The 26383-nt window shown below is 65.0% G+C and carries 25 protein-coding genes; 9 read left to right on the top strand and 16 right to left on the bottom strand.

What is annotated here, in order from left to right; translation table 11 throughout:
* Positions 1 to 35 precede the first annotated feature (35 nt).
* The 3 genes from ACXJ1Z_RS05365 to ACXJ1Z_RS05355 all read right to left on the bottom strand — a co-directional run bounded on the left by ACXJ1Z_RS05365 (position 36) and on the right by ACXJ1Z_RS05355 (position 2949).
* Entirely contained in the window at positions 36 to 683 is a 648-nt protein-coding gene (locus ACXJ1Z_RS05365; protein WP_463780093.1) for a response regulator transcription factor, read from the bottom strand.
* Positions 680 to 2152 carry a sensor histidine kinase gene (locus tag ACXJ1Z_RS05360; RefSeq protein WP_463780092.1) on the bottom strand — a complete coding sequence of 491 codons (1473 nt, stop codon included), beginning with the start codon at positions 2150 to 2152 and terminating at the stop codon, positions 680 to 682. The genes ACXJ1Z_RS05365 and ACXJ1Z_RS05360 overlap by 4 nt, the downstream gene beginning before the upstream one ends.
* Before the next feature lie 149 nt (positions 2153 to 2301).
* Complete coding sequence (locus ACXJ1Z_RS05355; RefSeq protein WP_463780090.1) at positions 2302 to 2949, bottom strand: sensor histidine kinase; 648 nt, start codon at positions 2947 to 2949, stop codon at positions 2302 to 2304.
* A 234-nt stretch (positions 2950 to 3183) separates the two neighbouring features.
* Here ACXJ1Z_RS05355 and ACXJ1Z_RS05350 point away from each other — a divergent pair, with 234 nt between their 5' ends.
* Positions 3184 to 3483 carry a UBP-type zinc finger domain-containing protein gene (locus ACXJ1Z_RS05350; protein WP_463780088.1) on the top strand — a complete coding sequence of 100 codons (300 nt, stop codon included), beginning with the start codon at positions 3184 to 3186 and terminating at the stop codon, positions 3481 to 3483.
* A 535-nt stretch (positions 3484 to 4018) separates the two neighbouring features.
* Positions 4019 to 4789, top strand: coding sequence for an EAL domain-containing protein (locus ACXJ1Z_RS05345; RefSeq protein WP_463780086.1), 771 nt, complete (start codon positions 4019 to 4021; stop codon positions 4787 to 4789).
* Positions 4790 to 4904: 115 nt separating this feature from the next.
* On the opposite strand, the gene ACXJ1Z_RS05340 is transcribed toward ACXJ1Z_RS05345, so the two are convergent.
* The 4 genes from ACXJ1Z_RS05340 to ACXJ1Z_RS05325 form a co-directional block, all read right to left on the bottom strand.
* Positions 4905 to 5546, bottom strand: coding sequence for a glutathione S-transferase (locus ACXJ1Z_RS05340; RefSeq protein ID WP_463780084.1), 642 nt, complete (start codon positions 5544 to 5546; stop codon positions 4905 to 4907).
* A complete protein-coding gene (gene trhO / locus ACXJ1Z_RS05335) occupies positions 5530 to 6507 on the bottom strand; it encodes an oxygen-dependent tRNA uridine(34) hydroxylase TrhO (RefSeq protein ID WP_463780083.1) in 978 nt (325 codons plus the stop codon). The genes ACXJ1Z_RS05340 and trhO overlap by 17 nt, the downstream gene beginning before the upstream one ends.
* Before the next feature lie 64 nt (positions 6508 to 6571).
* Positions 6572 to 8215, bottom strand: a complete 1644-nt coding sequence (locus ACXJ1Z_RS05330; RefSeq protein ID WP_463780081.1) for an inorganic phosphate transporter — start codon at positions 8213 to 8215, stop codon at positions 6572 to 6574.
* Positions 8216 to 8302: 87 nt separating this feature from the next.
* Complete coding sequence (locus ACXJ1Z_RS05325) at positions 8303 to 9004, bottom strand: TetR/AcrR family transcriptional regulator (RefSeq protein ID WP_463780078.1); 702 nt, start codon at positions 9002 to 9004, stop codon at positions 8303 to 8305.
* A gap of 199 nt (positions 9005 to 9203) precedes the next feature.
* Here ACXJ1Z_RS05325 and ACXJ1Z_RS05320 point away from each other — a divergent pair, with 199 nt between their 5' ends.
* The 3 genes from ACXJ1Z_RS05320 to ACXJ1Z_RS05310 all read left to right on the top strand — a co-directional run bounded on the left by ACXJ1Z_RS05320 (position 9204) and on the right by ACXJ1Z_RS05310 (position 12905).
* Complete coding sequence (locus tag ACXJ1Z_RS05320; protein WP_463780077.1) at positions 9204 to 10418, top strand: CaiB/BaiF CoA transferase family protein; 1215 nt, start codon at positions 9204 to 9206, stop codon at positions 10416 to 10418.
* A 49-nt stretch (positions 10419 to 10467) separates the two neighbouring features.
* The gene (locus ACXJ1Z_RS05315) at positions 10468 to 11493 is read left to right on the top strand and encodes a phytanoyl-CoA dioxygenase family protein (protein WP_463780075.1); all 1026 of its coding nucleotides are present in this window, start codon (positions 10468 to 10470) and stop codon (positions 11491 to 11493) included.
* A gap of 101 nt (positions 11494 to 11594) precedes the next feature.
* Positions 11595 to 12905, top strand: coding sequence for an LLM class flavin-dependent oxidoreductase (locus ACXJ1Z_RS05310; RefSeq protein WP_463780072.1), 1311 nt, complete (start codon positions 11595 to 11597; stop codon positions 12903 to 12905).
* A gap of 57 nt (positions 12906 to 12962) precedes the next feature.
* Here ACXJ1Z_RS05310 and ACXJ1Z_RS05305 read toward each other — a convergent pair whose 3' ends face one another.
* The 8 genes from ACXJ1Z_RS05305 to ACXJ1Z_RS05270 form a co-directional block, all read right to left on the bottom strand.
* The gene (locus tag ACXJ1Z_RS05305; RefSeq protein ID WP_463780071.1) at positions 12963 to 13544 is read right to left on the bottom strand and encodes a DUF7700 domain-containing protein; all 582 of its coding nucleotides are present in this window, start codon (positions 13542 to 13544) and stop codon (positions 12963 to 12965) included.
* 58 nt (positions 13545 to 13602) lie between these two features.
* The gene (locus ACXJ1Z_RS05300; RefSeq protein WP_463780070.1) at positions 13603 to 14472 is read right to left on the bottom strand and encodes a fumarylacetoacetate hydrolase family protein; all 870 of its coding nucleotides are present in this window, start codon (positions 14470 to 14472) and stop codon (positions 13603 to 13605) included.
* Positions 14473 to 14672: 200 nt separating this feature from the next.
* A complete protein-coding gene (locus tag ACXJ1Z_RS05295; RefSeq protein WP_463780068.1) occupies positions 14673 to 15227 on the bottom strand; it encodes a nuclear transport factor 2 family protein in 555 nt (184 codons plus the stop codon).
* A gap of 94 nt (positions 15228 to 15321) precedes the next feature.
* A complete protein-coding gene (locus ACXJ1Z_RS05290; RefSeq protein ID WP_463780066.1) occupies positions 15322 to 17691 on the bottom strand; it encodes a PQQ-dependent dehydrogenase, methanol/ethanol family in 2370 nt (789 codons plus the stop codon).
* Between the two features lie 32 nt (positions 17692 to 17723).
* Entirely contained in the window at positions 17724 to 20507 is a 2784-nt protein-coding gene (locus ACXJ1Z_RS05285; RefSeq protein ID WP_463780065.1) for a xanthine dehydrogenase family protein molybdopterin-binding subunit, read from the bottom strand.
* On the bottom strand, positions 20504 to 20995 hold the full coding sequence (locus ACXJ1Z_RS05280) for a (2Fe-2S)-binding protein (RefSeq protein WP_463780063.1): 492 nt from the start codon (positions 20993 to 20995) through the stop codon (positions 20504 to 20506). Before ACXJ1Z_RS05280 ends, ACXJ1Z_RS05285 begins: the two co-directional genes overlap by 4 nt.
* A complete protein-coding gene (locus ACXJ1Z_RS05275) occupies positions 20992 to 21861 on the bottom strand; it encodes an FAD binding domain-containing protein (RefSeq protein ID WP_463780061.1) in 870 nt (289 codons plus the stop codon). Before ACXJ1Z_RS05275 ends, ACXJ1Z_RS05280 begins: the two co-directional genes overlap by 4 nt.
* Entirely contained in the window at positions 21858 to 22571 is a 714-nt protein-coding gene (locus ACXJ1Z_RS05270) for an SRPBCC family protein (RefSeq protein WP_463780059.1), read from the bottom strand. Before ACXJ1Z_RS05270 ends, ACXJ1Z_RS05275 begins: the two co-directional genes overlap by 4 nt.
* A gap of 354 nt (positions 22572 to 22925) precedes the next feature.
* Between ACXJ1Z_RS05270 and ACXJ1Z_RS05265 the strand changes: the two genes are divergently transcribed.
* The 4 genes from ACXJ1Z_RS05265 to ACXJ1Z_RS05250 all read left to right on the top strand — a co-directional run bounded on the left by ACXJ1Z_RS05265 (position 22926) and on the right by ACXJ1Z_RS05250 (position 25634).
* Positions 22926 to 23462: a hypothetical protein gene (locus tag ACXJ1Z_RS05265; protein ID WP_463780057.1), complete on the top strand. Its 537-nt coding sequence runs from the start codon at positions 22926 to 22928 to the stop codon at positions 23460 to 23462.
* A complete protein-coding gene (locus ACXJ1Z_RS05260) occupies positions 23462 to 23941 on the top strand; it encodes a DUF421 domain-containing protein (RefSeq protein ID WP_463780056.1) in 480 nt (159 codons plus the stop codon). Before ACXJ1Z_RS05265 ends, ACXJ1Z_RS05260 begins: the two co-directional genes overlap by 1 nt.
* 180 nt (positions 23942 to 24121) lie before the next feature.
* Entirely contained in the window at positions 24122 to 25051 is a 930-nt protein-coding gene (locus tag ACXJ1Z_RS05255) for a LysR family transcriptional regulator (protein WP_463780054.1), read from the top strand.
* The gene (locus tag ACXJ1Z_RS05250; protein ID WP_463780053.1) at positions 25044 to 25634 is read left to right on the top strand and encodes a TMEM175 family protein; all 591 of its coding nucleotides are present in this window, start codon (positions 25044 to 25046) and stop codon (positions 25632 to 25634) included. The genes ACXJ1Z_RS05255 and ACXJ1Z_RS05250 overlap by 8 nt, the downstream gene beginning before the upstream one ends.
* On the opposite strand, the gene ACXJ1Z_RS05245 is transcribed toward ACXJ1Z_RS05250, so the two are convergent.
* Positions 25631 to 26347, bottom strand: a complete 717-nt coding sequence (locus tag ACXJ1Z_RS05245; protein WP_463780052.1) for a YoaK family protein — start codon at positions 26345 to 26347, stop codon at positions 25631 to 25633. The genes ACXJ1Z_RS05250 and ACXJ1Z_RS05245 overlap by 4 nt on opposite strands.
* Positions 26348 to 26383 lie beyond the last annotated feature (36 nt).

Below are 26383 nucleotides of genomic sequence, written 5' to 3'. Positions count from 1 at the left end.
AATTTGGGCGCATGAAGCCTTCCGAACCATCATACTCAGGTATGGTAGCGATGAATGGTCTCGTCACGCACGGCAAGCTGCTCGGCCATGCGGACCAGATCGGCCAGCGATTGTGCCGCCATCTTGCGCATCACGTTGCCGCGATGGATCTTCACGGTAATCTCGCTCAGCTTCAGACGAGCGGCGACCTGCTTGTTCATCAGCCCGGTGACGACGAGCCCCATCACCTCCTGCTCGCGCGGAGTAAGCGTCGCGAACGATGCCTTGAGTGCGGCCGAGCCCTCCGCTTCCGCTCGCCGGATCCGGTCCACCGCGATCGCGGCTGCGACTGCCCCGAGCAGTTGCTCGTCATCGAATGGCTTTGGCAGGAAGTCGATGGCGCCCGCGCGCATGCCGCGTACGGTCATCGGGATGTCGCCATGCCCGGTCATGAGCACCACCGGCAGAGCAATGCCGTGCCCGGCCAGCCGCTCCTGGAAATCCAGTCCGCTCTCCCCGGACAAGCGAATGTCCAGCACGAGGCAGGACGGGACCTCCGGCGATCCGGCGTCCAGAAAGGCGCCGGGGCTGTCGTAGAGGCGCACGTCGAAGCCGCTCGAGCGCAGCAGGCTGCCGATCGAGCCACGGACTTCGCGATCGTCATCGATCACGCAAACGCAGTCCGGGAGCGGGGTCGGGTTCATGCCGCGATCCTTTCGCCGCTGGCAAGGATGGGCAGGCGAAAGCGGAAGGTGGCGCCGCCGTCTTCGTTGCTGCTGGCTGCCAGAGTACCGCCGTGCTGTTCGACGATCGAGCGGCAGATCGAAAGTCCCATGCCCATGCCGTCCTGCTTGGTGGTGAAAAAGGGTCGGAACAGGTTCTCGGGGTCGTTGCTCGCAAATCCGGCACCGCAGTCGCTGACTTCGATGACGACGTGCGTGTCGTCCTGCCGCCCTTCGACACAGAGCTGCCGACGATCCACCGGTGTATCCGCCATCGCCTGCTGGGCGTTGAGCAGAAGGTTCATCAGGACTTGCTGTAGCTGGACACGGTCGCCGCTCACTTCCGGAAGGTCGCCTTCGATCTTGAGCCTCATGGCAACGCCGTTCGCGTTGAGTTCGCGCTCCAGAATGGCCACGGTGTCATGGACGAGAGCCTCGATCCGCACGGCCTCATGCTGCGGTTCCGCCCTGCGGACGAGGTCGCGGATGCGTGCGATGATGTCTGCCGCGCGGATGCCGTTGGCCGCGATATGGTCCAGGCAGTCGCCCGTTTCTGCCGCATCGGGCGCCTCCCGCGCGAGCCAGCGCCGCCCCGACTTGGCGTAGGTGATGATCGCGGAAAGTGGCTGGTTGACCTCGTGCGCGATCGAGGCGGACAGTTCGCCAAGCGTGGTCACGCGCGCCATGTGCGTCAGTTCCGCCTGTGCTTGCGCGAGCCGTGCCTGCGACCGGTTGCGCTGGGTGACGTCGACTGCCGTGATCAGCACGTGTTGCCAGCCCCGGTGATCGGGCGGCAACGTCACGCGCAGCACGACGTCGATGGTTTCGCCGGCCGTCGTCAGGAACTGCACTTCCTCCTCGGCCGGCGCCTCACCGCGCAGCAGCGTGTCGAAGATACGCATCTGCGCGGTCTGAGCATTGGCGGTGTGGTGGCTGATGATGTTGCCGCCAATCAGCTCCGAGCGATCGGCATAGCCGAACAACCGCGCGACCTCCTGGTTGGCATCGCGGATGAACGAGGCCGCGCCCACCCGCCGGATCAGATCGAGGTCGAGCGGCTGGCCCGCACTCAACATCTTGTACGCCGGCGACCAGTCGGATTCCCAGATGGGAAAGCCGGTCGCGTTGAAGATCATGCGATAGCGCTCGTTGGCGCGGCGCCGCTCGTCCGCGACGGTGATCTGGCGCGCGCACAGCAAGGCGGTGGTGGCGATCGCGACCAGGCTGACGGCAAGCCGCATCGTCGCCGCGCCAAGACTGTCGTGGCCATGACTGATCCAGTACGCGACGATCGCGAAAAACGCACAGCTTGCGCCTGCGGCCAGCACCAACCCGCGCTGCTGCTCGCGCGCAACGATCAGCACCACGACGGTATAGAGCACGGCGACGGCGCCTTGGAACGGGCTGAGGATGTCCAATGCGAACAGACCAAGCGCAAGCAGGGCTGCCATCACGACCCTGCCCGAGACAAGCCACCGCCCTGGCTTCCCATGTCCACGCATCGCTGCCTCCCACGACGACCGCCATTGTCGCCATACCCTCGGCAAGCTGGCGTACAAACCGGCGTTGTGCAAACCCTGGTCTCGACGAGCCGGCTGGGTCAGAGAGGAAAGTCCATGACGAAGCGGATCCCAGGTCGTGCGTCCTCCCACTTCACGGCGGCACCCAGACGGACAACAGTGGCCTCGATGAGGCGAGTGCCGAGGCCGGACCCGGCTTCCGGCATGCCAACGTGCGTCCCGCGGTCCTCGACGATCAAGCGATAGCTGCCTTGGCCGCGACGGCGTAGCGTGATGACGACGCTGCCGGGCTCTTCTGGCGCATAGGCATGCTTGCAGGCGTTGGCGACAAGCTCGCTCACCAGCATGCCGATTGTCGAGGCCGTTTCGCTTCCTGCCGGCACCGTGTCTGCATCGATCACGATGCGCCGGTGCGGACCGCAGCTGCGCGCCAACTGCTCGCCCAGGGTCTCAAGGTAATCGCCCAGATCGACCTCCGGGCCGAGGTTCGTGCAAAGCTGCCGGTGCACGCCACCGACCGCCGCGATGCGCTGCTGCATGCGCTTGAGCACGGCCAGAGTCTCGGGAGCGGATACGCTCCGCGCCTCGACGGCGATGAGCGCCGAAATCAGTTGGAGGTGATTGGCGATCCGGTGGTTCGCCTCGTCCTGCGAATTGGGCGGTACGATCTGGGGGCAAACGCGCGTCGGTCGCAACATCATGTCGCTTGCCATAGTCACCTGCATCATGTGGAACCTCCCTCGTCTTCGGTTCCGCCATCAGACTGGAGGCGAAGGGTTCGCGCTATCATACGCAGGTTTGTATCGGCGGGCGTCGGGCCCCAAACGTGGGTATGATAGCGCGAGCGTCGTCCGTCGGCCAGGTTGGCCTTGCCGCTTGGGCGTATCTTTGAAGACGACCATGACCACCATCGCTCAAGACCCAGCCATGTCTGCCACACGGACTGCCGAGGAGATGCATTGATGTCCTGTTCCCACCTGAGGACGATCCGCGACGTGACCCCCAGCGCCAAGGGTTGCGAAGAGTGCCTGAAAACCGGCAGCGAATGGCTTCACTTGCGTCTCTGCCGCGCGTGCGGCCACGTCGGGTGCTGCGATCAGTCGCCCCATCGCCACGCGCGTGCGCACTATCACGCGACAGCGCACCCGATCATCGAGGGTTACGATCCCCCCGAGGGCTGGGGCTGGTGTTGGGTGGACGAGGTCGAAGTCGACTTGCCCGACCAGACGCCGCAAGTGGGACCGATCCCGCGCTACTACTGACGTGATCCGGACCGCCATGCCCAGACAGCATCGATGACGCCTGGCGCCCTATGCCTTCAAGACGCCGCCACACCACCTGCCGCAGCGCTCGCCACCAAGCTGGACTACCTGCCACCAGTGCGCGGCAACACCGTCGAACTGCCCATCGCTTGTCGGCGAGCAAGCTGTTGGAGAACTGCGCGCGGCTGATAAGTTCGCTGCTGTAGTCTCAATGACCTGCAACAAAGCGGAGGGTGGACATGCACTCACCCTCCTGCGTCGGATCGCCTTCCGCCCTCGATGACGGCGAGCGGGTTCGGATTGATGATCACTACGATGTCGACGTCACACCTACCTCGACACCTGGATTGACCAGGTCGATTGCTGCTTTGCAGAGCGTGTCCGCAAGCAGATGCGGCGCTCTAGGCGTCCCGGACGCCTTTTGCGCTTCATCACGCACCAAGGCTGGAGCGCCGCCCGCAGACAGACTTTCCGCTCGTAACAGGCTGTTAGCGATTCTTTGGCACCATCCCCGACGGCTTGGAGATGAAGTGGTATGAGCGTGGGCTGTCAGGGTTGTAAGTCGGAGAAGCAGACGTTTGAGATCGCGATGGCGTTCCAGCCGATCGTCGATGTCAAGACCGGTCGCGCGTTCGCCTATGAGGCTCTGGTGCGTGGCGACAATGGAGCGGGTGCGTGGGAGGTACTTTCACAAGTAACTCCCGATAATCGTTATGCCTTCGACCAGCAGTGCCGGGTGGCTGCGATCGAGGGTGCGGTCGCGGCTGGAATCCTCGACACTGATGCGCGGCTCTCGATCAATTTCCTCCCCAATGCCGTCTATTCACCGACTGCGTGCATCCAGCTCACGCTCAAGACCGCGCGTGCGACCGGCTTCCCCACCGACCGCCTGATCTTCGAGTTTACCGAGAATGAGGAAATGGCGGACACCGATCACGTCCGAACCATCGTCGAGAGCTACCGGGCGATGGGCTTTGCGACCGCGATCGATGATTTTGGGGCCGGGCATGCGGGCCTGGGCCTGCTCGCCAAGTTCCAGACCGACTTCATCAAGCTCGACATGGAACTGGTCAGGGGCATCGACGTCAGCATGCCACGACGACTGATCGTGGAGGGCGTCGCGCGCATGGCCGAAGCGCTGGGTATCACCATGATTGCTGAAGGCGTCGAAACGCGCGCCGAGTTCGAGGCGCTACGCAAGATTGGCGTGCGCTACATCCAAGGTTACTTTCTCGCGCGGCCGGGCTTCAAGTGTCTGCCACAGGTCAGTCTGCCCGCTGAAGAAAAGCGCGCTGCCGCCGCATGATGGTGCTGCTTTACGATTAAGGTCGGCCTGGTCCGGTGGCGCGACCATTTCGGACCAGCGCCGAGCGTGTACCGGACGCGTCCGCCACGCATCGGCAGCAGCCGCAAGCCTGGAGCTAAGCTACCGCCGGGAGGTAGATCGATGCTTGTGCGCTGGTCCAGGCCGGGACACGCAGCATCGCCGCTGCGAACAGATCGGAGGCCAGGTGCCGCGCCAGCCAGGCCTGCAGACGCGGCAGCGCCTGGCTGGCGAACCAGACTGGATCCACCGCGGCGAACTGGCGGACGAACGGCATGATCGCGATGTCCGCCAGCCCCCGAAGATCACCGCATAGCTGGGGTTGCAGCGCCAGCCGGCTCTCCAGATCTTGCAATATGACCAATCCGGCCTCGCGGTGGGCGGCGGGATCGCTGCCATGACGCTCGGGATACTTGTACCGGTCGAGGTCGTGCTTGAAGGCGTGATCGTTCCGCGCGATCAGCACGGGATCGTCGCGCTCAAGCCAGCCCTCGGGGTCCTGCCGGCTCAGCGCCCAGCGCATGATGTCGAGGCTTTCGTCGATGACGCATCCATCCTCCGGCATCAGCACCGGCACGGTGCCCTTGGGCGAGACGGCCAGCATCTCTGCCGGCTTGGCGCGCAGCTGCACCTCGCGCAACTCGCAGCGGAGGCCGCTGACGATCAGCGCCAGTCTGGCGCGCATCGCATAGGGGCAACGCCGGAAGCTGAATAGGATGGGATCAGTCAGGCCGATCATCCGCCGTCTCGTCGAACACCGCACCGACATGCGTGCGGCCTTTCGCCGCCGCGATCGCCTCCTGGCGATGGCGCTCGCGATAGGCGGCGCGCTGCGCCTCGGTACGCTCGGTATAGCAGGTCGCGCAGCTCACCCCCGGCTCGTATAGGGGCGATGTGCGGTCCTGTTCGCTCAACGGCAGGCGACAGGCATGGCACAACGCGTACGTTCCCTGGGTCAGGCCGTGGCCGATGGTGACCCGCTGATCGAACACGAAGCATTCGCCCTGCCACAGGCTTTCGTCTTCGGGCACCGTCTCCAGGTATTTGAGGATGCCGCCCTTGAGATGGTACACGTCCTCTACACCCTCCTGCTTGAGGAACGCGGTCGATTTTTCGCAACGGATGCCGCCGGTGCAGAACATCGCCACGCGCGGCTGCCGTCCGGCCCCCAGCAATCGCTCGCGCTCGCGACGGAACCAGGCGGGAAAGTCGCGAAAGGTGGGCGTCTTGGGATCGACCGCTCCGGCAAAGGTGCCGACAGCCACCTCGTAATCGTTGCGGGTGTCGATGACGAGGGTGTCGGGATCGGCGATGAGCGCGTTCCAATCATGCGCCTCGACGTACGTGCCGACGCTGGCGAGCGGGTCGATGTCAGGCTCGCCCATGGTGACGATCTCGCGCTTTACGCGGACCTTCATGCGATGGAACGGCATCGTCGGCGCGGTCGACAGCTTGACGTCGAGGTCGGCGCAGCCGGGCAGGGCACGCACCACGTCGATGATGCGGGCCACCCCCTCGTGCGGACCGGCGATCGTGCCATTGATGCCTTCGGGCGCCAGCAGCAGCGTACCGCGAATGCCATGTTGCCGGCATGCTTGCGTCAACGGCGCCTTCCAGCGTGCGCAATCGGGCAGCGGCGCGAACCGGTACAGCGCGGCAACCGCGATGGGATCAGCCTGTGATTGGGGCGCCGTGCTCATGCCGCACCCCATAGCGACGCGATCGGCCCGCGTCAGCTTTCGTGTTCGCCGGGTAACCCTGGCGTCAGGATATGCCGGCGATGCGGATACCGGTCAGCAACAGCCAATAGAGACCGCCTGCGATCAGCATCGCCGCAGGCAGTGTGAGCACCCAGGCCAGCGCCATGTTGCGCACCGTGCGCCGCTGCAGTCCCGCCCCGTTGGCGACCGACGCACCGGCGACCCCGGACGAGAGGATGTGCGTGGTCGAGACCGGCATTCCGAACTGTTCGGCCAGCAGGATCGTCGATGCCGCCATCAGTTCGGCCGAGGCGCCCATCCCATACGTCAGGTGCGTGCGCCCGATCCGCTCACCCACGGTGACGACGATCCGCTTCCAGCCCACCATCGTGCCCAAGCCAAGGGCCAGCGCGACGGTCAGCTTGACCCAGCCCGGGATATAGCGCGTGCCCTGTTCGAGCAGGGCGGTATGCGCCTTCACCGCGTCGAGGTCGGCAGCGGTCATCCGGCGGCGCACGGCATCCTCGCTGGCGACCAGCTTCGAAGCGTCGAGCACCAGGTACATATCGTTGCGCAAGTTCGGCGTTGCGGCGGCGGGAACCTTGCGCAGCGATCCATAGCCCTCGATCCGCTTCGTCAGGTCCTGCGATAGCGTCGCCAGGCTGGCGAAAGTGGCGTTGCCCTCAATCTTTCGCGTCCGCAACGAACGGGTCAGCGCCTCACGCGCCGTGGCGGCATCCAGGCGCTGGCCGCCGGTCTGGTGATCGAACGCGCGCTGGGCCGCGCTTGCGGACGCGATAAACGCCGGCGTGGCGCTGTCGGGCATCGTGCGGTTGAGCGCATAGGCGGTGGGCGCGCAGCCGATCAGGATCAGCATGATCAGTCCCATGCCCTTCTGACCGTCGTTGCTGCCATGCGCGAAGCTGACGGCGGTGCAGGTAAAGACCAACAGCGCCCGGATGCCGCGCGGAGGGGGCTGGTCGCCGGCCGGTTCGCGGTACAGCGCCGGGTCCGTCGCCACCCGTTTCATCACTAGCAGCAGCACGAAAGCGCCGGCAAAACCGATGAGCGGGCTGAGCAGCAAGGCCGCCAGCACCTTTTCCGCCTGTGTCCAGTCAACGCCGGAAGTGCCCCCTGCGCCCGCCAGCAGCTGGTTCATCAGCCCGACGCCCAGGATCGAGCCAATCAACGCGTGGCTGGACGAGTTTGGCAATCCGGCCCACCACGTCGCCAAATTCCATGTCACGGCCGCCAGCAGCAAGGCGAAGATCATCGCATAGCCCGCGCCACTGCCGACATGCAGCACCAGGTCGACCGGCAGAAGCGTGACGATCGAATAGGCTACGGCGCCCGAAGACAGCACCACCCCCAGGAAGTTGAAGGCACCCGACCAGATCACCGCCAGGGGGGCGGGCATCGCATGCGTGTAGATCACCGTCGCGACCGCGTTCGCGGTATCGTGAAAACCGTTAACGAATTCGAAGCCCAGCGCGATGATCAGTGCCAGGCCTAGGAACAGAAACACGCCTGTCGCCAATTGCTCGCCGACTTGCGCGGTGTCGGTCAGCACGCTCACCGCTGCGAAGGCCAGGCCACCGATCAGCAGGGCCGCGAAAATCCAGCGACCTGCGGGATGGAGGTTGCCGTCCAGGCGCGGGCGCGAGATGGGGCGGATCGTCTCGCGACCCGTGAGCGCCGAAGTGGCCATGCGTAAGCAACCTTAACAGATCGAGAGGTACGATCAGGGTATGAAGGTTGTGTGACGGTTCGATGACGCTGTCGCGGCTCTGATCTTTTACTCGGTCGGGCGGTAGCTCGCCGGCCACGGCACGTCGCTCTGAATGCGCTCCGGGCGGCGGATGACGCGAAGGACATAGCGGACATAGAAGGCGCCGAGTTCGTCGCGCGACACAATGCCGGAAGCACCGATGGCCGCCGGGTCGTCATGCAGATACCAATCCGCGCCGGTGTTCAGCATCCGGATGATGGTCGACAAGGTCAGGTACAGGTTGATGTCGCCATCGAATGAACCTTCGCGGATGCCGTCTTCCAGCAGGCTGCGCCAGACCAGATAGTGCTCGCGCCTGGCCGCAAGGATATCACGCATGTCGGGGCTGTTGCGAAAGTAGGCGCGCTCCTGGTGAAGGATGGCGTGAACGTCCTGGTTCTGGGTGAATTCCTGCACGTCGAAGAAGATCAGCGCGACCAGCCTGCTTTCCGCGTCGCCGCTGCGGTCGCGTATCTCAAGCGCGCCGTCACGCAACCGAGCGACCGCATCGCGCACCGCTTCGTGAAGCATCTCCTCCTTGTTCGCGAAGTGGTAATAGAGGCTGCCGGCCAGCAGACCGACGTCCTCGGCGATCTGGCGGGTGGTGGTCGCCTCGAACCCAGACGCGGCGAATCGTCGTCGCGCGGCCATCAGGATGCGCTGTCGACGATCGCTGCCCTTGTCGGTGGAAGCACTCGCAAGATGCTTCTTCCTGGGCCGGTCGGTCATGGACGTGCCTGACTGATGCACGAACAAGGGCAAGCAGTCCGGAAAAGCGCAAAACAGGTCATTACCGCACACTTATCGAAAAGCGGGGCCCTCCGGCAACGCCTAGTATTCTCTCAACGAAGCGCACCCCTTCAGAATTGCCTTGCATCATAAACCAAACGCTTGTTAGATAAAGCGACAAGACAGGACAGGGTGCTGGATGAAAGACGTGTTTTCCGGAGTGCGCGTGATCGAACTGGCGCAGTACGTGTTCGTGCCTGCGGGCGGGGCGCTGCTTGCAGACCATGGCGCCGAGGTCATTCATGTCGAAACGGTCGAAGGCGGCGATCCTTACCGCTCCTTGAAAATCGGCGACGGGCGCGAAACCGGCTCCGCCAATCTTTCGCTGGAGCAGAACAATCGCGGAAAAAAATCGATCGCGATCGACCTCAAGACCACGCAAGGACGCGAGGTGTTGTTGCGCCTCATCGACACCGCCGACGTGTTTCTGACGAGCCTGCGGCCCAAGGCTATCGCCGCATTGCGGCTGACACCTGAGGATCTGCAGACGCGCAACCCCCGGCTGATCTACGTTCGTGGCAACGGCTTCGGCTTCAAGGGCAAGGAGATCGACAAGGCCGGCTATGACGCCACGGCGTTCTGGGCGCGTGGCGGCTTTGCCCATGCGTTGCGGCCCACGGGCATGATCGAGCCGCTCAAGCCACGCCCGGCGTTGGGGGACCATATCGGCGGCATCTCGATCGCCTACGGCATCGCCGGCGCCCTGTTCCAGCGGGCGATGACCGGCAAGGCGAGCGTGGTGGACGTATCGCTGCTGTCCACCGCGGTCTGGGCCTTGTCGGCCGATGTGGTCGTGAGCCAGACGCAGACGCCCGACCAACATGCGCACACCGGCAATCCCATGCGGGCGCCGTTGCGGTACCCTTACAAAACTGCGGACGACAGGTTCATCCAGCTCATGTTCCTGGATGCCGAGCGGTACTGGCCCGCGCTATGCCGGATCATCGATCGGCCGGAACTTCTGGAAGACGCGCGATTCGGTGATGGCGCGGGACGCGCGGAACATGGTGCCGCCCTGATCGACCAGATACAGGCCACCATCGGCGCCCGAGACTGGGCGTACTGGCAGCCGATCTTCGACGCCTGGGACGCCCCCTGGGAACTCGTGCGCACCATCCACGACGTCTCCGTCGACCCGCAGGTCGAAGCCAACGGCCTGCTGTTCGAAGTGGAAGTCACCGACGGAAGCCGGATCAAGCTCGCCGCCGGACCGGTGGGGTTCGACGGCCATTACGCCCCTGCTACGCCGGTTCGCGCGCCTCGTCTTGGCGAACACACCCACGCGCTTTTGTCGGCAGCGGGATTCGCGGCCGACGAGGTCGCGGCGTTGCAAGACGAGGCGATCGTGGCCTGATGCCGCGCTGTCATGACGCCTTGATCGCGCCACCCCGCTACTTCGATTCATGGACGAACAGGTGATCCCGATGCACATAGCCGAACTCCCCGATTCGATGCCCCTGCTGGGCGATCCGATGCGCCTGCGCGAGCGGTGGGCGCAGGACGGTACCCTGTTCTTCAAGAATGCCATCGGTGCATCCTCCATCGCGAAAGTGCGGCAAGTCTACCTCGACCGTCTCAAGAAGTTGCAGTTGGTCGATCAGCACGAAACGCAGTCCATCTGGACCGGCAGCGATCGCCTGGATGGTACGCTTGCCGAGCCGATCGACGATGATGTCTGGAAGGCGCTGGTGGCCGACGCATCGTTCGACAACGTCGTCAGCACGCTTCTGGGAGAAGCGCCGACATGGGTTCCGATCGTGGTGCATCGTACCGCGCCTCCGGCGCCGAAAGGCTCGACGATCGAGACCTTCGGCGCGCGGCATCAGGACGGGATTTACAATTACGGCATCGACTTCGCCACCTGCTGGGTGCCGTTGATGGATATCGACGATGAGGTCGGCGGTCTTGCCGTGGTGCCCGGTTCGCACAAGGCCAGCCTCTATCCTGCAGACGTGTTCAAAGATCCGGACAGGCGCGTCGGCATCCCGGCGGGCACCATCCCGGACGAAGCCTGGCGCCGCCCGGACTACAAGGCCGGCGACCTGCTCATCTTCCACAGCATGACAGCGCATGCCGGTCTGCCGAACCGTTCCGACAAGATGCGCCTGTCGATAGACATCCGCTTTCTGCCCTCATCGGGCGTGCCGCTGGTCGGCAAGGTCGTGTCGAACACCACGCGGGACGTGACGTTGCGCACCCAGGGGGGCACAGACATCACCCTCGGCATCGGCGACAGGACGATCGTGCGGGGCCCCAAGGGGCATCCGGTCACGGGCAAGGACCGGGAAGGGATTATCTTTGAGGGCGCCGAGATCATCATCATGCCGAACGATGACGGCAGTGCGAAGCTGATCCGCTCGGTATCGCGCAAGTATATCGATTTGCCCGCCACATGGTACGAAACCCTGCCGGCGGGTTGGGTCAAGTAGGCTTCGGAGACAAGGCAACCCGCACGATCGGGTTCGATCGAGAGCAGCTTCAACAGGATCGGGAAGGGATGACCTTGGCGAAGAACGGAACCAGGCGACAAATGAAACTCGGCGCGTTTTGCGGGGGGAGCTATCATCAGGCGGGCTGGCGTCATCCCGATGCGGACAACGCCTTTGGCCATGATATCGCCAAATGGGTCGAGCTTGCGCGCAAGCTGGAAGCGGCCAAATTCGACATGATGTTCATCGCCGACACGGCTTCTCTCAGCGATGCGCAGAATCCCGAGGTTTTTCCGTATGCAAGCGGTGGCGACAACCTCGAACCCATGACGCTGCTCGCTGCGATCTCCGCGCACACGACGCACCTGGGGCTGGCGGCGACGATCGCGACATCCTATCGGCCGCCCTACGATGCCGCGCGCGAAGTGCTGTCGCTCGACCGCATCAGCGGTGGCCGAGTCGGCTGGAATATCGTCACCGGCATTTCGCCCGACGATGGGGCGCAATACGCGGATCAAGTATTCCCGCCCCAGGAAGAACGCTATGCCCGTGGCGAAGAGTTCGTCGACGTGGTCCTGAAGCTTTGGAACAGCGTCGAACCCGGTGCGTACCCGCATGACAAGACGGGCGGAGCCTACAAGGATCCGTCCAAGATCCACCTCATCGATCATGCCGGCAAGTACTACCGGGTGCGTGGCCCGTTGAAGGGGCTCACATCGCAGCAGGGTCGGCCGGTGTTGATCCAGGCAGGACAATCGCCCGAAGGGCGGGCCATGGCGTCGCGCGTGGCCGAAGCCGTGTTCACCGCGCAATCGACCTTCGACGAGGCCAAGGCCTTTCGCGATGACATCCGCGCCCGCGCTGTGGCGTGGGGCCGTGATCCCGACCACGTCAAGGTGATGCCCGGCGCGCTCGTCGTCTTGGGCGACAGCCGCGAGGAGGCCGAGGAGAAATGGTCCAGCCTCGATTCGCGGATCGATCTGCGCGCTGCGCGTGCACGGCTGCAGATGGCGCTCAAGTTCTACGACCTGAGCGGGCACGATCTCGACGCGCCGTTCCCCGACATTCCGGCGGATTCGGTGATCAGCCGGGGCCGCAATCATGTGGAAGCCGCCAAGCGCGAAGGCCTGACCTTGCGCCAGGTGCTGATCCGCTCGTCCCAGTCGAACGCGCATTTCGCGACCATCGGCACCGTTCAGGATGTTGCCGACGAACTGCAGCACTGGTTCGAGGACGGCGCGTGCGACGGGTTCAATCTGCTTCCGGCGATCTACCCGGTCTCGTTCGACGAGATCATGGACAAGCTGGTGCCGGAACTACAACGCCGCGGCCTGTTCAGACGCGAGTACGAAGGCCGCACCTTGCGTGAGAACCTGCAGATTCCGGCTGTGAGCCTGCCGCTGCTGAACTGAACCGCCGCGGCCTTGGTGGCATAGCCAGAGCGCCAGATTGCCCCGGCTTCTTGGAATTCAGTATTCGTCCGGACCGACGGTGTTGAACTGCGGGTGGATCTGCTTCCACTCGCGCATCCACTCCATGCCTTCGCGTGCGCGAAGCAGGTCGTCGTCGCGCGGGGCCAACGCCTGCGTAGCCGCCGCTTTCACCGCCGGTAGGACCGAAGTGTCCCAGCCTTGCTCCTCGACCCGAGCGGCCAGCGCCTGTGCCCGGCAGCGGCGCAGCATGGCGGGGAGCCGACTGCGTAAGGCATCGGCCGCCCAGTCGATCATCGGGCCGTTCACGTCCGGATCGTAGCCCCACAGGATGTTGTGTTGCGCGTCGTTCAATATGTAGTGGTAGTGCAGCACCTGACCGAAGACGTCGAAGCGGATGTATTCTTCGCTGCGTTCGGCATTGAAGACGTGGATGCTGGGGCCGCGAACCATCCGCTCCGCGCTGTCGCCGAGGGCGCGCGCTTCGACCGCGACCGATATCAGCCCTGCTTCGAACCATTGCGCATGCGCCTCGACCATCGGGATCAGCATGAACCGGTGGTGCTGGCCGCGAATGGTCTCGACGGTACGGTTACTTGGCGGTGTGGGTGCGGTGGTCATTTATCCTCTCCTTTTCGCCATATCGCGCGCTCGATTGCCGATGTCGCCGCAACGGCTGCTACGTGGCCGTAGCCGAGGCCACGTTGCGGGCCTGCGGCGATACCGAGACCTTGGCCACGAGACGACCGATGGCGGGTATTTCCAGCGTCATCGTCTCGCCCAGCCTGACCGGCGCGACATCGGCAGCGCCGGACAGGATCACGTCTCCCGGCTGCAGTGTCATGGCGCTCGCCGCGTAAGCGACCAGTTCGGCCGCACTCCCGGTAAGGTCGGCGAAGCTGCGTTCGCCGCGCAAGTCGTCATCGACCCAGAAGCGGTAGGACAAACCGGACGGATCGGGGATCTCGTCGGCGGTGACGAGGCAAGGGCCCAGCGTTCCGTACGTGTCGAAAGACTTGCAGAAGCTGAAATCCTCCGCCTCTTTCTGCAACGTCGTGTCGAACGCGCAAGTGTAGCCGGCGACGTATGCGAGCGCATCAGCGGGGGTGACGTTCGTGCACTCGCGACCGATGACGATGGCGAGTTCCGGCTCGTGCAGGGTCACCCGATCCGGCCAGCGCACCTGCACGCCCTCGTCGGGGCCGGCCATCGCGCTGGTCACTTTGTAGAGGAACCCGATCGAGCCGAGCGGGGCGCCATGGTGCTTCCAGTTGCCAAGTCCGCAGATGATCTTGCCGGGATTGGCCACGGGCGAAAGCAGCCGCACGTCGGCGTGGGTCAGCAGGGGTGCCCGCTCGCCAAGCTGCGCCATGCGCGGCATCAGATCAGACAGTTGCGCCACGAACTGGTCGCCCGGCGGCAAAGGCCAGCGCATGGGCGCCAGTGCCTCCACCACGTCGGTGACATCGCGGATGCCGGCCTCGTCGTAGATTCCGACCCGTGGCTGTGCGGTACTATCCGCTGCGAGAGTGAAGCGGCAAATCCTCATGCCGCTTCCTCGCGGCTATGGCTTGCCTGCAAGGAGCAAGACCCATTTCGCCAGGCGCTTCGAGCACATGGACGCGTCCGTTCACGATCGCCGATCAGCCAGGGCATACGCGTACAAATCCCAGTTCTTCATCCGTCCCGATGCGAAGGATGGCGCATGGTGCAGCCTGGGACAAGTCAATTCCAAACGCTTGTTTGAAATTACCAGCGCGCTCCTGCGCCGCCGATCGCGAACGGCCGGTGATAGGACAGGTCGTCACGATCGCGCGTGCCCTTGAGGAAGCCTTTGACGGCAGGCTCCTGCAGCCAGGATGCGTCTCCTTGCAGCGCCGTCTCGACCGTTGAGCGGCGCCAGAGGATACGCCACTCATCGCCTCGCCTTTCCAGCTGATCCATGTAGCGGCCCGCGGCGATGGTGCACGTCATCGCATCGTGCGACAGCATGGTCCCCACCACGTAAGTTTCGCAATAGGCGGTGTCGCCATCGATCTCGCAACTGTGATTGGCCAGGTTATGCTGGTTCATGCCGAAGGCATGGGCATGGCCCTTGTTGGCGATCTTCGGATAATCGGATGCGGGGAAGGGCACCGGGCCATGTTCGTCGGCGCCCTCGGGCCAATAGCAGCTGGCGATCATATCCTCGTCATGACGGTCGCGGCCGCGAGACTCGCGCACGATGACGTCGAGAATGTCCTGCCGAGCCTTCAGATGCCTCACCGTGGCCTTGAGTGCGGCCAACTCGTTCTCGTCGCTCATGATCTGCTCTCCCATCATCGATCGTGCGCGCAACCCAAGCGCGTTGCAATGACTGCGCCTCCCCTTCCTGGCGCCATCGGCGGGGCGGCTGGCGCTACCTTGTGCCGGTGACCGGGAAGGTGCCGAAGGGACCGTTGGCGTTTTCACCGGTCAGCGTGCCATCCTTTACCGTCACGTCATAGGAGATGGTGATGGGCATCGGCATGCTGGCCTTGCCCTGGAACTTGGCCCGGCCATTGGCGAAGCCCCCGGCTACGTCCACCGATCCTTGCGCGGCGGAGACCTTGCCGGTCACGACGTTGCCGCTGACCTTGAGGTCCATGACCGCTTTTTGCGGTCCCATTGGGGACTGGATCACGATGTTCCACTTGCCGGCGAAGTCCTGCGGCTTGGCGTTGCTGGCCTTGGCCGCCTGCAATCGCGCCATGTAGGCCTTCTGCTCCGCCGGCGCCTGCTGCGCTCGCGTCCGCAGGTAGAACCGCAAGTCCTCCAGTTCCCTGTCGGTGAACTGCGGGAAGGGAGGCATGCCGTTCAGCTTGAGCCCGCCTTCCTTCACGATCGTGCGGAACGTCGCCGCATCCGTGATCACGGGCGAATAGCGCAAGTCCGGTGCCGCCCCGCCGCCCACGGCATTCCAGCCATGGCAGACAAGGCAGGCCCGCGTGGCGAACAGCATGAAACCGGCCTGGCTGCGCGCCGCGTCCGGCTTGTAGTCGGGATCGGCCGGCGGGGTGAGCACCGGCGGCGTGAACGGCGGTATGGTATCCGTGCCGCCTAGCGCGAAGGTCAGCACATGACGCGGCGAGCGATAGTCGGTGCGATAGGCCTGATTGCCCAGCGTCTGCATCCCGGCGCCCTGGCCGCCCATCCCGGTGATGACGGTGACGTACTGCCTGCCGTTGACGCGGTAGGATATCGGCGCGCCGACGATCGGGCTCTGCGCCCTGTAGGACCATAGCTCCTTGCCGGTTCTAGCGTCGCGCGCGACGAACTTGCCGTCGACCTGCCCCTCGAACACCAGGCCGCCCGCGCTCGCCATCACGCCGCCGGGCCAGGTGCCGGGAAGCTCGACTTTCCAGGCTTCGCTTTGGGTGGCCGGGTTCCAGGCCTTGAGATAGCTCTTGTGGCCGCCCGGCAGTTCGACTTCGGGGATCATCGTCACGCCCATGCCCGCCGCGATCTCGCCACCCCCCTTCTGGCCTTCGCCGATCAGGGCAGGCAGTTCTTGCACGGGGATATAGACCAGCCCCGTTTGGGGGCTGTAGGCCTGAGGCATCCACGAATGCGCGCCGGTCGGCCCCGGCCACATCTCGAACAGGCCGGGCTTGCGGTTGTAGCGGATACCCGGGTTCTCGACCGGGCGGCCGGTCTTCTTGTCGATATGATCGGCCCAGGTCACCTTGGCGATCTTTTCCGCCGAGATGAATTCTCCGGTCGCGCGATCGAGCACGTAGAAGAAGCCGTTCTTGGGCGCCTGCATCAGCACCTTGCGGTCCTTGCCGTCGATCTTGAGCGTCGCCAGCGTCATGTCCGCGGTGGCGGTGCAATCCCACTGCTCACCGGGACAGATCTGGTAGTGCCACTTGTAGGCGCCGGTGTTCACGTCGACCGCGACGATCGAGGCGAGGAACAGGTTGTCGCCGCCACCCGGACTGCGCAGATCCTGATTGTAGGGAAAGCCGTTGCCGATCCCGAGGTAGACCAGATGCAGTTCCGGATCGTAGCTGAAGGCGTTCCAGGCAGAGCCGCCCCCACCGCGCTGGGTGCCGTCGGGGTTCTTCCAGCCTGCCGGCCAGGTCTTGCGCATGATCTGTTCGGCCCGCGCATTGACGGGACTCACCTCGTCGCCCGGGGTGGTGTAGAAACGCCAGGCGCGCTTGCCGGTCGCCGCGTCGTAGGCGGTAACGAAGCCACGCGCGTTGCTGATGTCGGCCCCGCCATAGCCGACGATGACCTTGCCGCCGAACACGCGCGGGGCGCCATTCGAATTGCGCGGGGCCTGGTCTGGATAGTCATAGACCTTCCAGGCTTCCTTGCCGGTCTTGGCATCGAGCGCCACGACATAGCCGTCGGTGGTGACGAGGAACACCTTACCCGCGTCGTAAGCGATGCCCTTGCTGCCCCACGACAGTTGCAGCGCCGTTTTCGCGCGCTGGCGCGTGCCGCCGTCGTACTCCCACAAGGGCTTGCCGGTGGCCGCGTCGAACGCGCGGATGTGCGAATGGCCGGTGGTGATGAAGACCTTGTCCTCGGCCATCAGCGGGGTCGAAGCGGAGAAGCCGGGCTCTAGGTCGTAGTGCCAGGCGAGCTTGAGGTCGCCGACGTTTTCGGTCGTGATCTCGTCCACCGGGCTGTAGTGCGTTTCCAGACCGTTGCGGCCCCAGCTCGGCCATTCGTCGGGATCGGCCAGCATCGCCTGCTCGACCGGCTGCGCGCTCTTGTCGGAGCAGCCTGCCACCAGCATCAAACATGCGAGCGCAACGATACGGATAGTTCTCAAGGCTCGGACCTCCGCTCGCCGGTGACCTTGGCCGAACCGAACATTCCCATCTTGCACTTGCCCGTGATGGCATCGCCGTCGATCTGAAGATCGTACTTGAGCGTTATCTTCATGGGCTGCTCGACCTTCACCTCGAACCTGGCTCGACCGTCTTCCCAAGTGCCGCCGGCAAAGTCCTGACGGCCTTCCGGGGCGGAGAGATAGCCCGACAGGCTGCTATTTTCCGTTTCGAAATGGGCCAGCATCGCCTGCGGACCCATTGGTGTCTTGAGCACCATGTGCCAGTCGCCATCGATGTCCGTCGACGCGGGTGCGGCGGCCTGCGTGCCGCCGGGCAGGATCATCGCATCGATCGGCGGCGGTATGTCGCTGGCGGGCAGCGCCGATGAAGCCTCCACCGTTGCTTCGATCGCGGCGGTGCCAGCCCGGCGGGCTCGTGTGCCCGAGATGTCGCGCTGCTCGATCACGTCGAGGATGCGGGCGGGCGTCAGCGGCAGGACCAGTTCGTCGATCTCTCCGAACGGGCTCAGCGCATCGGCGATGGCGTTGACGAGGGTCGGCGGGCCGACGATCGCGCCGCCTTCGCCCACGCCGCGCATGCCGCCGATGGTCTTGGACGGGGTGTTGGCATGGACGTACTCGAACACCGGAACGTCGGTGATGGCGGGCAGCAGGTAATCCTTGAAGGTGGCGGCCAGCGGATTGCCGCGCGCGTCGTATGGCATGTCCTCCAGCAGAACCATGCCGATCGCCTGCGCCAGACCGCCCGCGACCTGCCCCTCGACTACCGCGGGGTTGATCACGGTGCCGCAGTCTTCCGACGCGATCCAGCGCAGGATCGTGACGAAGCCGGTATCGGCATCGACCTCGACCACGCAGGCATGCGCGGCGCTGGTCATCGTCATCGGCGGCGGCTGGTAGCGAAACTGCATCTCCAGCCCGGCCTCGAAACCGGCGGGCAGGCGGTGCGGCTCGCCATAGGCGATATTAGCCAGTTCCCCGATCGGACGCGACATCTCGGGCGCGCCGGCGATATGGACCATGCCTTGTTCGATGGTCACGCTTTCGGCGGAGGCATTGTAGAGGTGCGCGGCCAGCGTCTTCACCTTGTCTGCCAGCAATTCGGAGCAGCGGATCGCCGCGCCGCCGCCGATCACGCCCTGGCGGCTTCCGGCCGCGCCGGGGCCGAAACCGCCACGGCTGCTGTCGCCCTCGAACACGGTCACGTCCTCGTAGCGCACGCCAAGCCGGTCGGCGATGCACTGGGCCATCGTCGTCGCGGTGCCATGGCCCTGGCTGTGGGTCGACATCGTCGCGGTGACCTTGCCCGTGGGATCGATGCGGATTTGGGCGAGTTCGCCGGTCATCGGCGCCATCGAGCCGGCGGAACCGGTCGGTTCGATGTATGCGGCGATGCCAAGTCCGAGATAACGCCCTTGCCGCCGGGCCTCGTCCTGTTCGCGCCGGAACGCCGGTACGTCGAAGTGCTCGACAAGCTTGTCGAGGCATTCGCCCGGTGTGATGTCGTCGACCGGGATGCCCATGCACGAGGTCACCGGCTGGTCTGACAGATAGACGAGGTTGCGGCGGCGCAGTTCGATCGGATCGATCCCGATGCGGCGCGCCGCCTTGTCGAGCAGGGTTTCGCGGATCAGCGTTTCCATCGCCCACGGTCCGCGATAGGCGGCAAGACCATTGGTGTTGGAGTACCAGCCCCGGCTGACGAAGCCGTAGGTCGGCATCTTGTAGGCCGGCCACAGGAACATGTGGACCGCGATGTTGTTGTCGGCGCCTTGCGGATAGGCGCCGTTGTTGCAGTCGTAGATGCCGTGACTGGCCAGCATCTTTCCCTGCGCGTCGAAGCCGACCTGCAGCGTCATTTCCTGCTCGCGCGCCTGGGGCGAGGCGGTCAGCGCCTCGTAACGATCCTCGGTCCACTTGAGCGGGCGGGGGAACAGCATCGCGGCACAGATTACCGCGCATTCCTCTTTCCACGGCGTGTTCTTCAGTCCGAACGATCCGCCGACGTCCTTGGCGATCACCCGGATCGCGCCATCCGGCAGGCCCAGCGCGGTGCCGACCCACCGGGCGATATTGCTTGGGCTCTGGCAGGTGATGTAGAGCGTGAGTTCTTCGGGCCCTTCGCGCGTGGCGAGAACGGCGCGGTTCTCCATCGGCGCCTGCGAGATCCGCTGGTGCACCACGGTCTGCGTCACGCGATGGGCGGCGGCGTTCAGCGCATCGGCCAGTTCGTCTTCAGGCTCTTCATCGCCGATCTCGGCCGCGATGTTGCTGGTGGTTCCGGGGTGGATCGGCGGCCCCGCCATGGCCTGCGCGATCGAGACGACCGGTTCGAGTTCCTCGTACGTGATCTCGATCAGGGCGGCGGCATCTTCGGCGATCGCGCGGGTATCGGCGATGACGAGGGCGATGGGGTCGCCGACATACTGTACGTACGTGTCGGCAAGCGGGGTCACCGGCACTTCGGATGGCGTGAAGAAGAAGCTCATCATCGTGATCGGCTGCCGGGCCAGATCCCCGGCCAGCATGATCGCATGGACCCCCGGGATTTCCAGCGCTGCGGACGTATCGACCGAAACGATAGTGCCGCGCGCGATCTGGCTGCGTGCGAACGCGACGTGGAGCATGCCGGGCAGCACCACATCGTCGGTGAACTGTCCGCGACCTGTCAGCAGGCGCGCATCCTCCTTGCGCGGTGCACGTTTGCCGATCCAGCGCGTGGCGCCGATACCGGGAGCGGCGGGATCCGCCTCGCTCATGCCGAATGCCCACCGGCTTGCGCCTGTTCGACCAGTATCGCCGCGGCCTTGCGGATGCCCTGATACCCGGTGCAGCGGCAGATGTGTCCGGACATCGCCGCCAACAGCGCGTCTTGGGTGGGCTTGCGACCTTCCCCGGTCATGGCGGCGAACGTCATGGCCACGCCGGGGGTGCAGAAGCCGCATTGCAGCCCATGGGCATCGCGCATCGCCTGCTGAACGGGGTGCAGGGTGCCTTCGGGGTCGGCAAGCCCTTCGACCGTGGTAATGTCGCTGCCGTCGGCCTGCACTGCCAGTATCAGGCAAGACCGCACCGCGCGCCCGTCGACGATCACCGTGCAAGCGCCGCAGACGCCGTGCTCGCAGCCAAGATGCACGCCGGTATAGCCCGCATCGATCCGCAGGAAGTCGCCCAGCGACGTGCGCGCTTCGACGGTGCCGGTCTGCCGGCGGCCGTTGATCGACAGGGAGATGGCGTGCTCGCTCATGCAGTTTCCTTCAGCGTCAGCGTCTCGCGCAACGTTCTGGCCAGAATGCGCCGGCCGACGGTGCGGCGATATTCGGCGCTGGCGTGGTGATCGTCGAACGGGGCGGTGTCGGCGATCGCCGCAGCGGCAAGTTCGTCGATATCAAGGGCGTCCAGCTGTCTGGCGACGATAGCCTCTTCCAGCCCCGTCATCGCGATCGGCGTAGGACCCATGCCGAACCAAGCCAAGCCGGCGCGCACGACCGAGCCGCTCCCGACTACCAAGGCGCCGACCACCCCGACGAGGGCGAAGTCGCCCGGACGCTGCGCCACTTCGCGAAACAGGACATGGTGGCCCGGCGGCCAATCGGGATAGACGATGCCGGTGATCATCTCGTCAGCTTCCAGCACGGTCATATAGGGTCCGACGTAGAAGTCGCGCGCCGCGACCTTGCGCACGCCACGGACGGACGCGATCTCGATCATGGCGCCTAATGCCACGGCGGTGGCCGGCATTTCCGCCGCCGGTTCGCCCAGCGCGATCGATCCGCCGATGGTGCCGCGATTGCGGGTCTGGTGATGCCCGACTTCGCCCAGGGCCTGGACGAACGCGGGCAAGTGCCGGGCCAGGTTTTCGTCCCGCAACGCGTCAGCCTGTGTCGTCGCAGGACCGATGCGGGTGCCGCCCGCAACGCGGCTGACTCCAGCGAAGCCTTCGACCTTGTTGATGTCGATCAGGATGAACGGCTGGCTCATCCGCAAGTTGAGCAGCGGCATCAGCGTCTGGCCGCCGGCGATGATCGTTGCGCCACCTCCGGCGTCGGCCAGAATGCCCACCGCCTCCGCAACGGTTCGCGGCGCGACATAGTCGAACGGCGCCGGCTTCATCGGGACGCAGCCCGTCGACCCGCCTCGTAGGCCGCGGCGGCCGTGACGATCATCAGAAAAGCCACCACCAGCACGACCAGTCCGTTGTAGGATCGCCCAAGCATGAACCCTGCGAACAGCGCCATGACAAGGGCGACGACCCACCCCCAGAGGCTTTGAGGGGCGGCGGCCCGGGAGGTTTTGTCCGAACTTTTCGGGCTTGGCGCCGGCAGCGCGATTTGGCTTTCGGCAGGGGCGGCGGCTGTCGCCTGCGTCGGCGAGGGCGCCGCCGCGCCGGTCACCTCCGCGAACTTGCCGAAGAACTTGGCGGCAAGGTTTTTGGCCGTGGCGTCGATGATCGGACCGCCAAGCTGCGCCATGCGTCCGCCGACATCGGCATCGACATCGTAGGCCACCAGCGTTCCACCATCCTGCGCATCGGACAGCCGTACTTTCGCGATCCCCTTGGCCGAACCCGCAATCCCGCCGTTGCCCGAACCGGTGATCGTATAGCCATTCAGTTCATCCAGCTCCGACAGGACCACGTCGCCTTTGAAGCGAGCCCCGATCGGTCCGATCTTCACTTCCGCGACGGCACGGAAACGCTGGTCACCGTCTGGCTCAAGGGTCTGGCATCCCGGGATGCATTGCGCGAGCACTGCCGGATCGTTCAGCGCCGCCCACACCCGCGCACGCGGAGCGGCGATCAGCTGCTGACCTTTCATATGCATGTCGCCCGCCTCCTTTTATGAGCCACCGTGTATTATACATGCAGGTGGCGTCTGGCAAGCGACGTGGATAGGCAGGCTTGCGTGAAGTCGTGATCGCGTTGATTGATACAGGCGCCGAAGGTCGTCGGCGCAGCCGCAATCCACGGCCGATGGCTTCCAGAACCAGAATGAAGCCCACTGTCCGGCGGCAGGTTGCATTTTGAGGGCGCAAGTGCCTCGGCTTGCGCCTGGCTTCGCGAAGAACCCGCGCGACAGCGCCCCAGGCTGCGGACAAGGCGCTGAATGCTGTCTGCGGCACGCATGTTCCGATATGCCGTTCTTGCCAGCGCCTGCGACAGCTAGCAGGATGACGGAATGGCAAATCAATCCTCGGCAGCTTTTCCGGACGGTATCGATGCGAGTCATGCCAAGCCGCTCGGTGGTTTGCGTGCCCACGCCAGCGTACTGTCGTTCATCATTCTTGGTGGGTTCGTCGGGATCGCGCTGAGCGGGCTGCTCGGGGGCAGGCCGGCGCCCGTCACGCTTGTCAACGCGACCGCGGCCTCGCTGGAGGTCAAGCTGGCGCGGCCGTTGCGAAGCGGTTTGTTCTTCGAAACACATATCCGCGTCGTCGCGCGACGGGACATAGCGAAGCCGGTGATCGGCATCGACGCAGCCTTGTGGCGCGACCTTACGATCAACAGCCAGATACCCGCTGCCACGGAAGAGAGTTTCGAGGACGGACAGTATCGCTTTGAATATCCGGCGCTCAAGGCCGGTGATACGCTGGAGATCAAGATCGATGGCCAGACCAATCCGCCACTGGTCGGGCGTCTCGTCGGAGCGATCACGCTGCTCGACGATGACGTGAAGTTGACCCGGATGCCCGTCTCGATCCCGGTGCTTCCCTGATGGATATCGTGCTGCGGGCCAGCGTCACCTTCGCTGCGCTCTATCTGCTGTTGCGCCTGCTGGGCAAGCGCGAGATCGGGCAACTCACACCCTTCGAACTTGTCGTCATCGTCGTGATGGGCGATCTCGTGCAGCAGGGCGTGACGCACAACGACTTCAGTCTGACCGGATCGATCCTTGCCATCGCGACTTTCGCCTTTTGGGCGCTCGTCATGAGTTGGGCGACTTACCTGTCGCCGCGATTGGAGACGCTGCTCGACGGGCGGCCACAGGTGATCATACAGGATGGCGAACTGATCGAAGCGAACCTGCGGCGCGACAGGATCACGCGCGGCGAAGTGGAAGCGGAAATGCGTCTGGCAGGGATCGCACGGGTGCGGGATGTGGCTTGGGCGATCCTCGAGACGCAGGGCAAGATCAGCTTTATCCGCAAGGATGATGGCGAAGTGCAGCAGAAGTCAGACGACAAGGCAGCATGACGGTCATCAGGAGGTCCAGGGCCGCAGGCAGTGGCGACCGACCGCGCGGCATCTAGCTCCTCTCAGGGACGGGCCGTCTCACGCCGTCAGCCGAGCGCGTGACGGACGCAGTCCCTGCGGCTTGCCAGTTTCCCGGATCAGGTGAATCAAGTCGGTCCGTTCGTTCAGGGAACCAGATACGTGAGCACACCGGGCACGCCCACCCTCGACCAATTGAACATCCTGCTGGCCATCGTCGATACCGGCAGTTTCGCCGCGGCTGCGCGCAAGCTTAACCGCGCGGTCTCGGCGATCAGCTATGGCATCGGCAATCTGGAAGCGCAGCTGGGTCTCACCCTGTTCGATCGCGAAGGTACGCGCCGGCCAAAGCTTACCGAGGCAGGGCGCGCGGTCCTGCAGGAGGCACGCGCGGCGGCGCTGGTGATCGATGGGCTGCGGGCCAAAGTGAAAGGCCTGCTTGACGGGCTGGAGGCCGAGGTCGAGCTGGCCGTCGACGTCATGCTGCCGTCGGAGCGGCTGGGGCAGGTCCTGCGCGACTTCGCAATCGCATTTCCCACGGTGCAGCTTCGCCTCCACGTCGAAGCGCTGGGCGCGGTGACCGCCATGGTGCTGGATGGGCAAGTCGGCGTTGGCTTGTCGGGCCCGCTCTCAGCCGGGGTGCCCGGGATCGAGAGCCGTCTGGCGGGATCGGTGCCGATGGTGCCCGTCGCCGCGCCCAGCCATCCGCTGGGCCGCATGACGCAGATACCCCCAGGCGCCGGGCGCGAGCACATCCAGCTGGTCCTGACCGACCGTTCGCGCTTTACCGACGGGCAGGATTTTTCGGTGATGAGTCCGAAGACTTGGCGCCTGGCCGATCTTGGCGCCAAGCACGCGCTGCTGCGCGAAGGGATCGGGTGGGGCAACATGCCGCTGCCGATGATCGAAGCGGACCTCACCGCCGGGACGCTGGTGCAATTGGCGATGCCGGACCACGTGGGCGGTACGTATCGCTTCTCCGGCATCTGGTGCCGCGCCAAGCCGCCAGGTCCCGCCGCCACCTGGTTGCTCGAGCAGTTCGTGACGCTCGGCCAGAACGATCGTGAAGTCGAGGGGATGGTCGATGTCTGAGCACCGGCTCAAGGCCATGACGCCGGGACGCATGGAGGCCTTCACCGATGGCGTCGTGGCGATCATCATCACCATCATGGTGCTGGAACTCAAGGTGCCGCGCGACGGCAGCCTGGCCGCGCTTTCGGAAGCGGTGCCGATCCTGCTCGCCTACGTGCTCTCGTTCATCAACGTCGGGCTGTACTGGAACAACCACCACCACTTGCTCCACGCCACCGATCGCGTCGATGGCAAGGTGCTGTGGGCCAACCTGTTCCTGCTGTTCTGGCTCTCGCTGGTGCCCTTCGTCATCCGCTGGCTGGACGATAGCGGCTTTTCGGCGATGGCGACCGCGTCGTACGGGGTCGTGCTGGGCATGGCGGCGATTGGTTACACGCTGACCGAGCGCGCGATCATCGCCTGCAACGGTCGGGACTCGGCGCTCGCCGGTGCGATCGGTAGCGATCTCAAGGGCTGGGGGTCGATCGCGCTCTATCTTGTGGCCATTCCTGTCGCCTTCTTCGCCCGGCCGATCGCGCTGGCGCTCTACGCTGCGGTGTTGCTGCTGTGGCTGGTGCGTATTGTACGCGCCTTGCGCAGCTAGGCCGCGTGGGGCGCGTCGGCTGAGGGATGCGCCATGCAGGCAAGCGTACCGCCCAGGATCAGGGCGCCGGCCAGGATCAGCGGCAAGGTCAGCCCGCTCTGGGTGACCAGCAACGCGCCGAGCGCAGCGCCGGCGAAGATCGCGGCGACGCTCGCCAGGCGGCGGCCCCAGTTAGGGTTGCTGCCGCCTGCCGCCGACGAATCCGCCGCAAGCCCGGTGACGGTCAGCGTCAGCACCGTGGTCGTAAGATCCGGCACCTTGAGCTGGCGGATGGTGGCGTTACGAAACCCCATGGCGAGGCCAGTCAGGGCGATTATGGCATAGACGCTGGTGTCGGGTGATTGGGTCGCCACATCAAAGCCGACTGCCACGGCTGCTGCCGTCCACAGCAGCACTGCCTCGACAGACGCTGCGACCAGCAACCATCGCCGCAAAGGCAGGCCCGCATGGTGCTTGCCCACCCGACCTGCGATCAAAGCCCCGAGCATGAACGCCGCGATCGCCACGAGATAGGGCGCGACGCGGAACCCCGGCGTGCCGGCCGCAGCGAAGCCGAGGAAAACGACGTTGCCCGTCATGTTGGCGGTAAACACCTTGCCCAAGCCCAACACGCTGATCGCATCGACGAGGCCGGTCGTTACCGACAGCAGGAGCAGCAGACGGTGGATCGGTTGCAAGCCGGTTGGGGCAGCGGCGGCGGGTGTGGGGGTCATCGGGCTTCCTCAGGGTTGATCGTCTGACACCCTGCT

Source organism: Novosphingobium sp. TK46, from assembly GCF_055361525.1.
The sequence above is the reverse complement of the archived record's forward strand: the minus strand, read 5'-3'. Positions and strand labels throughout refer to the sequence as shown.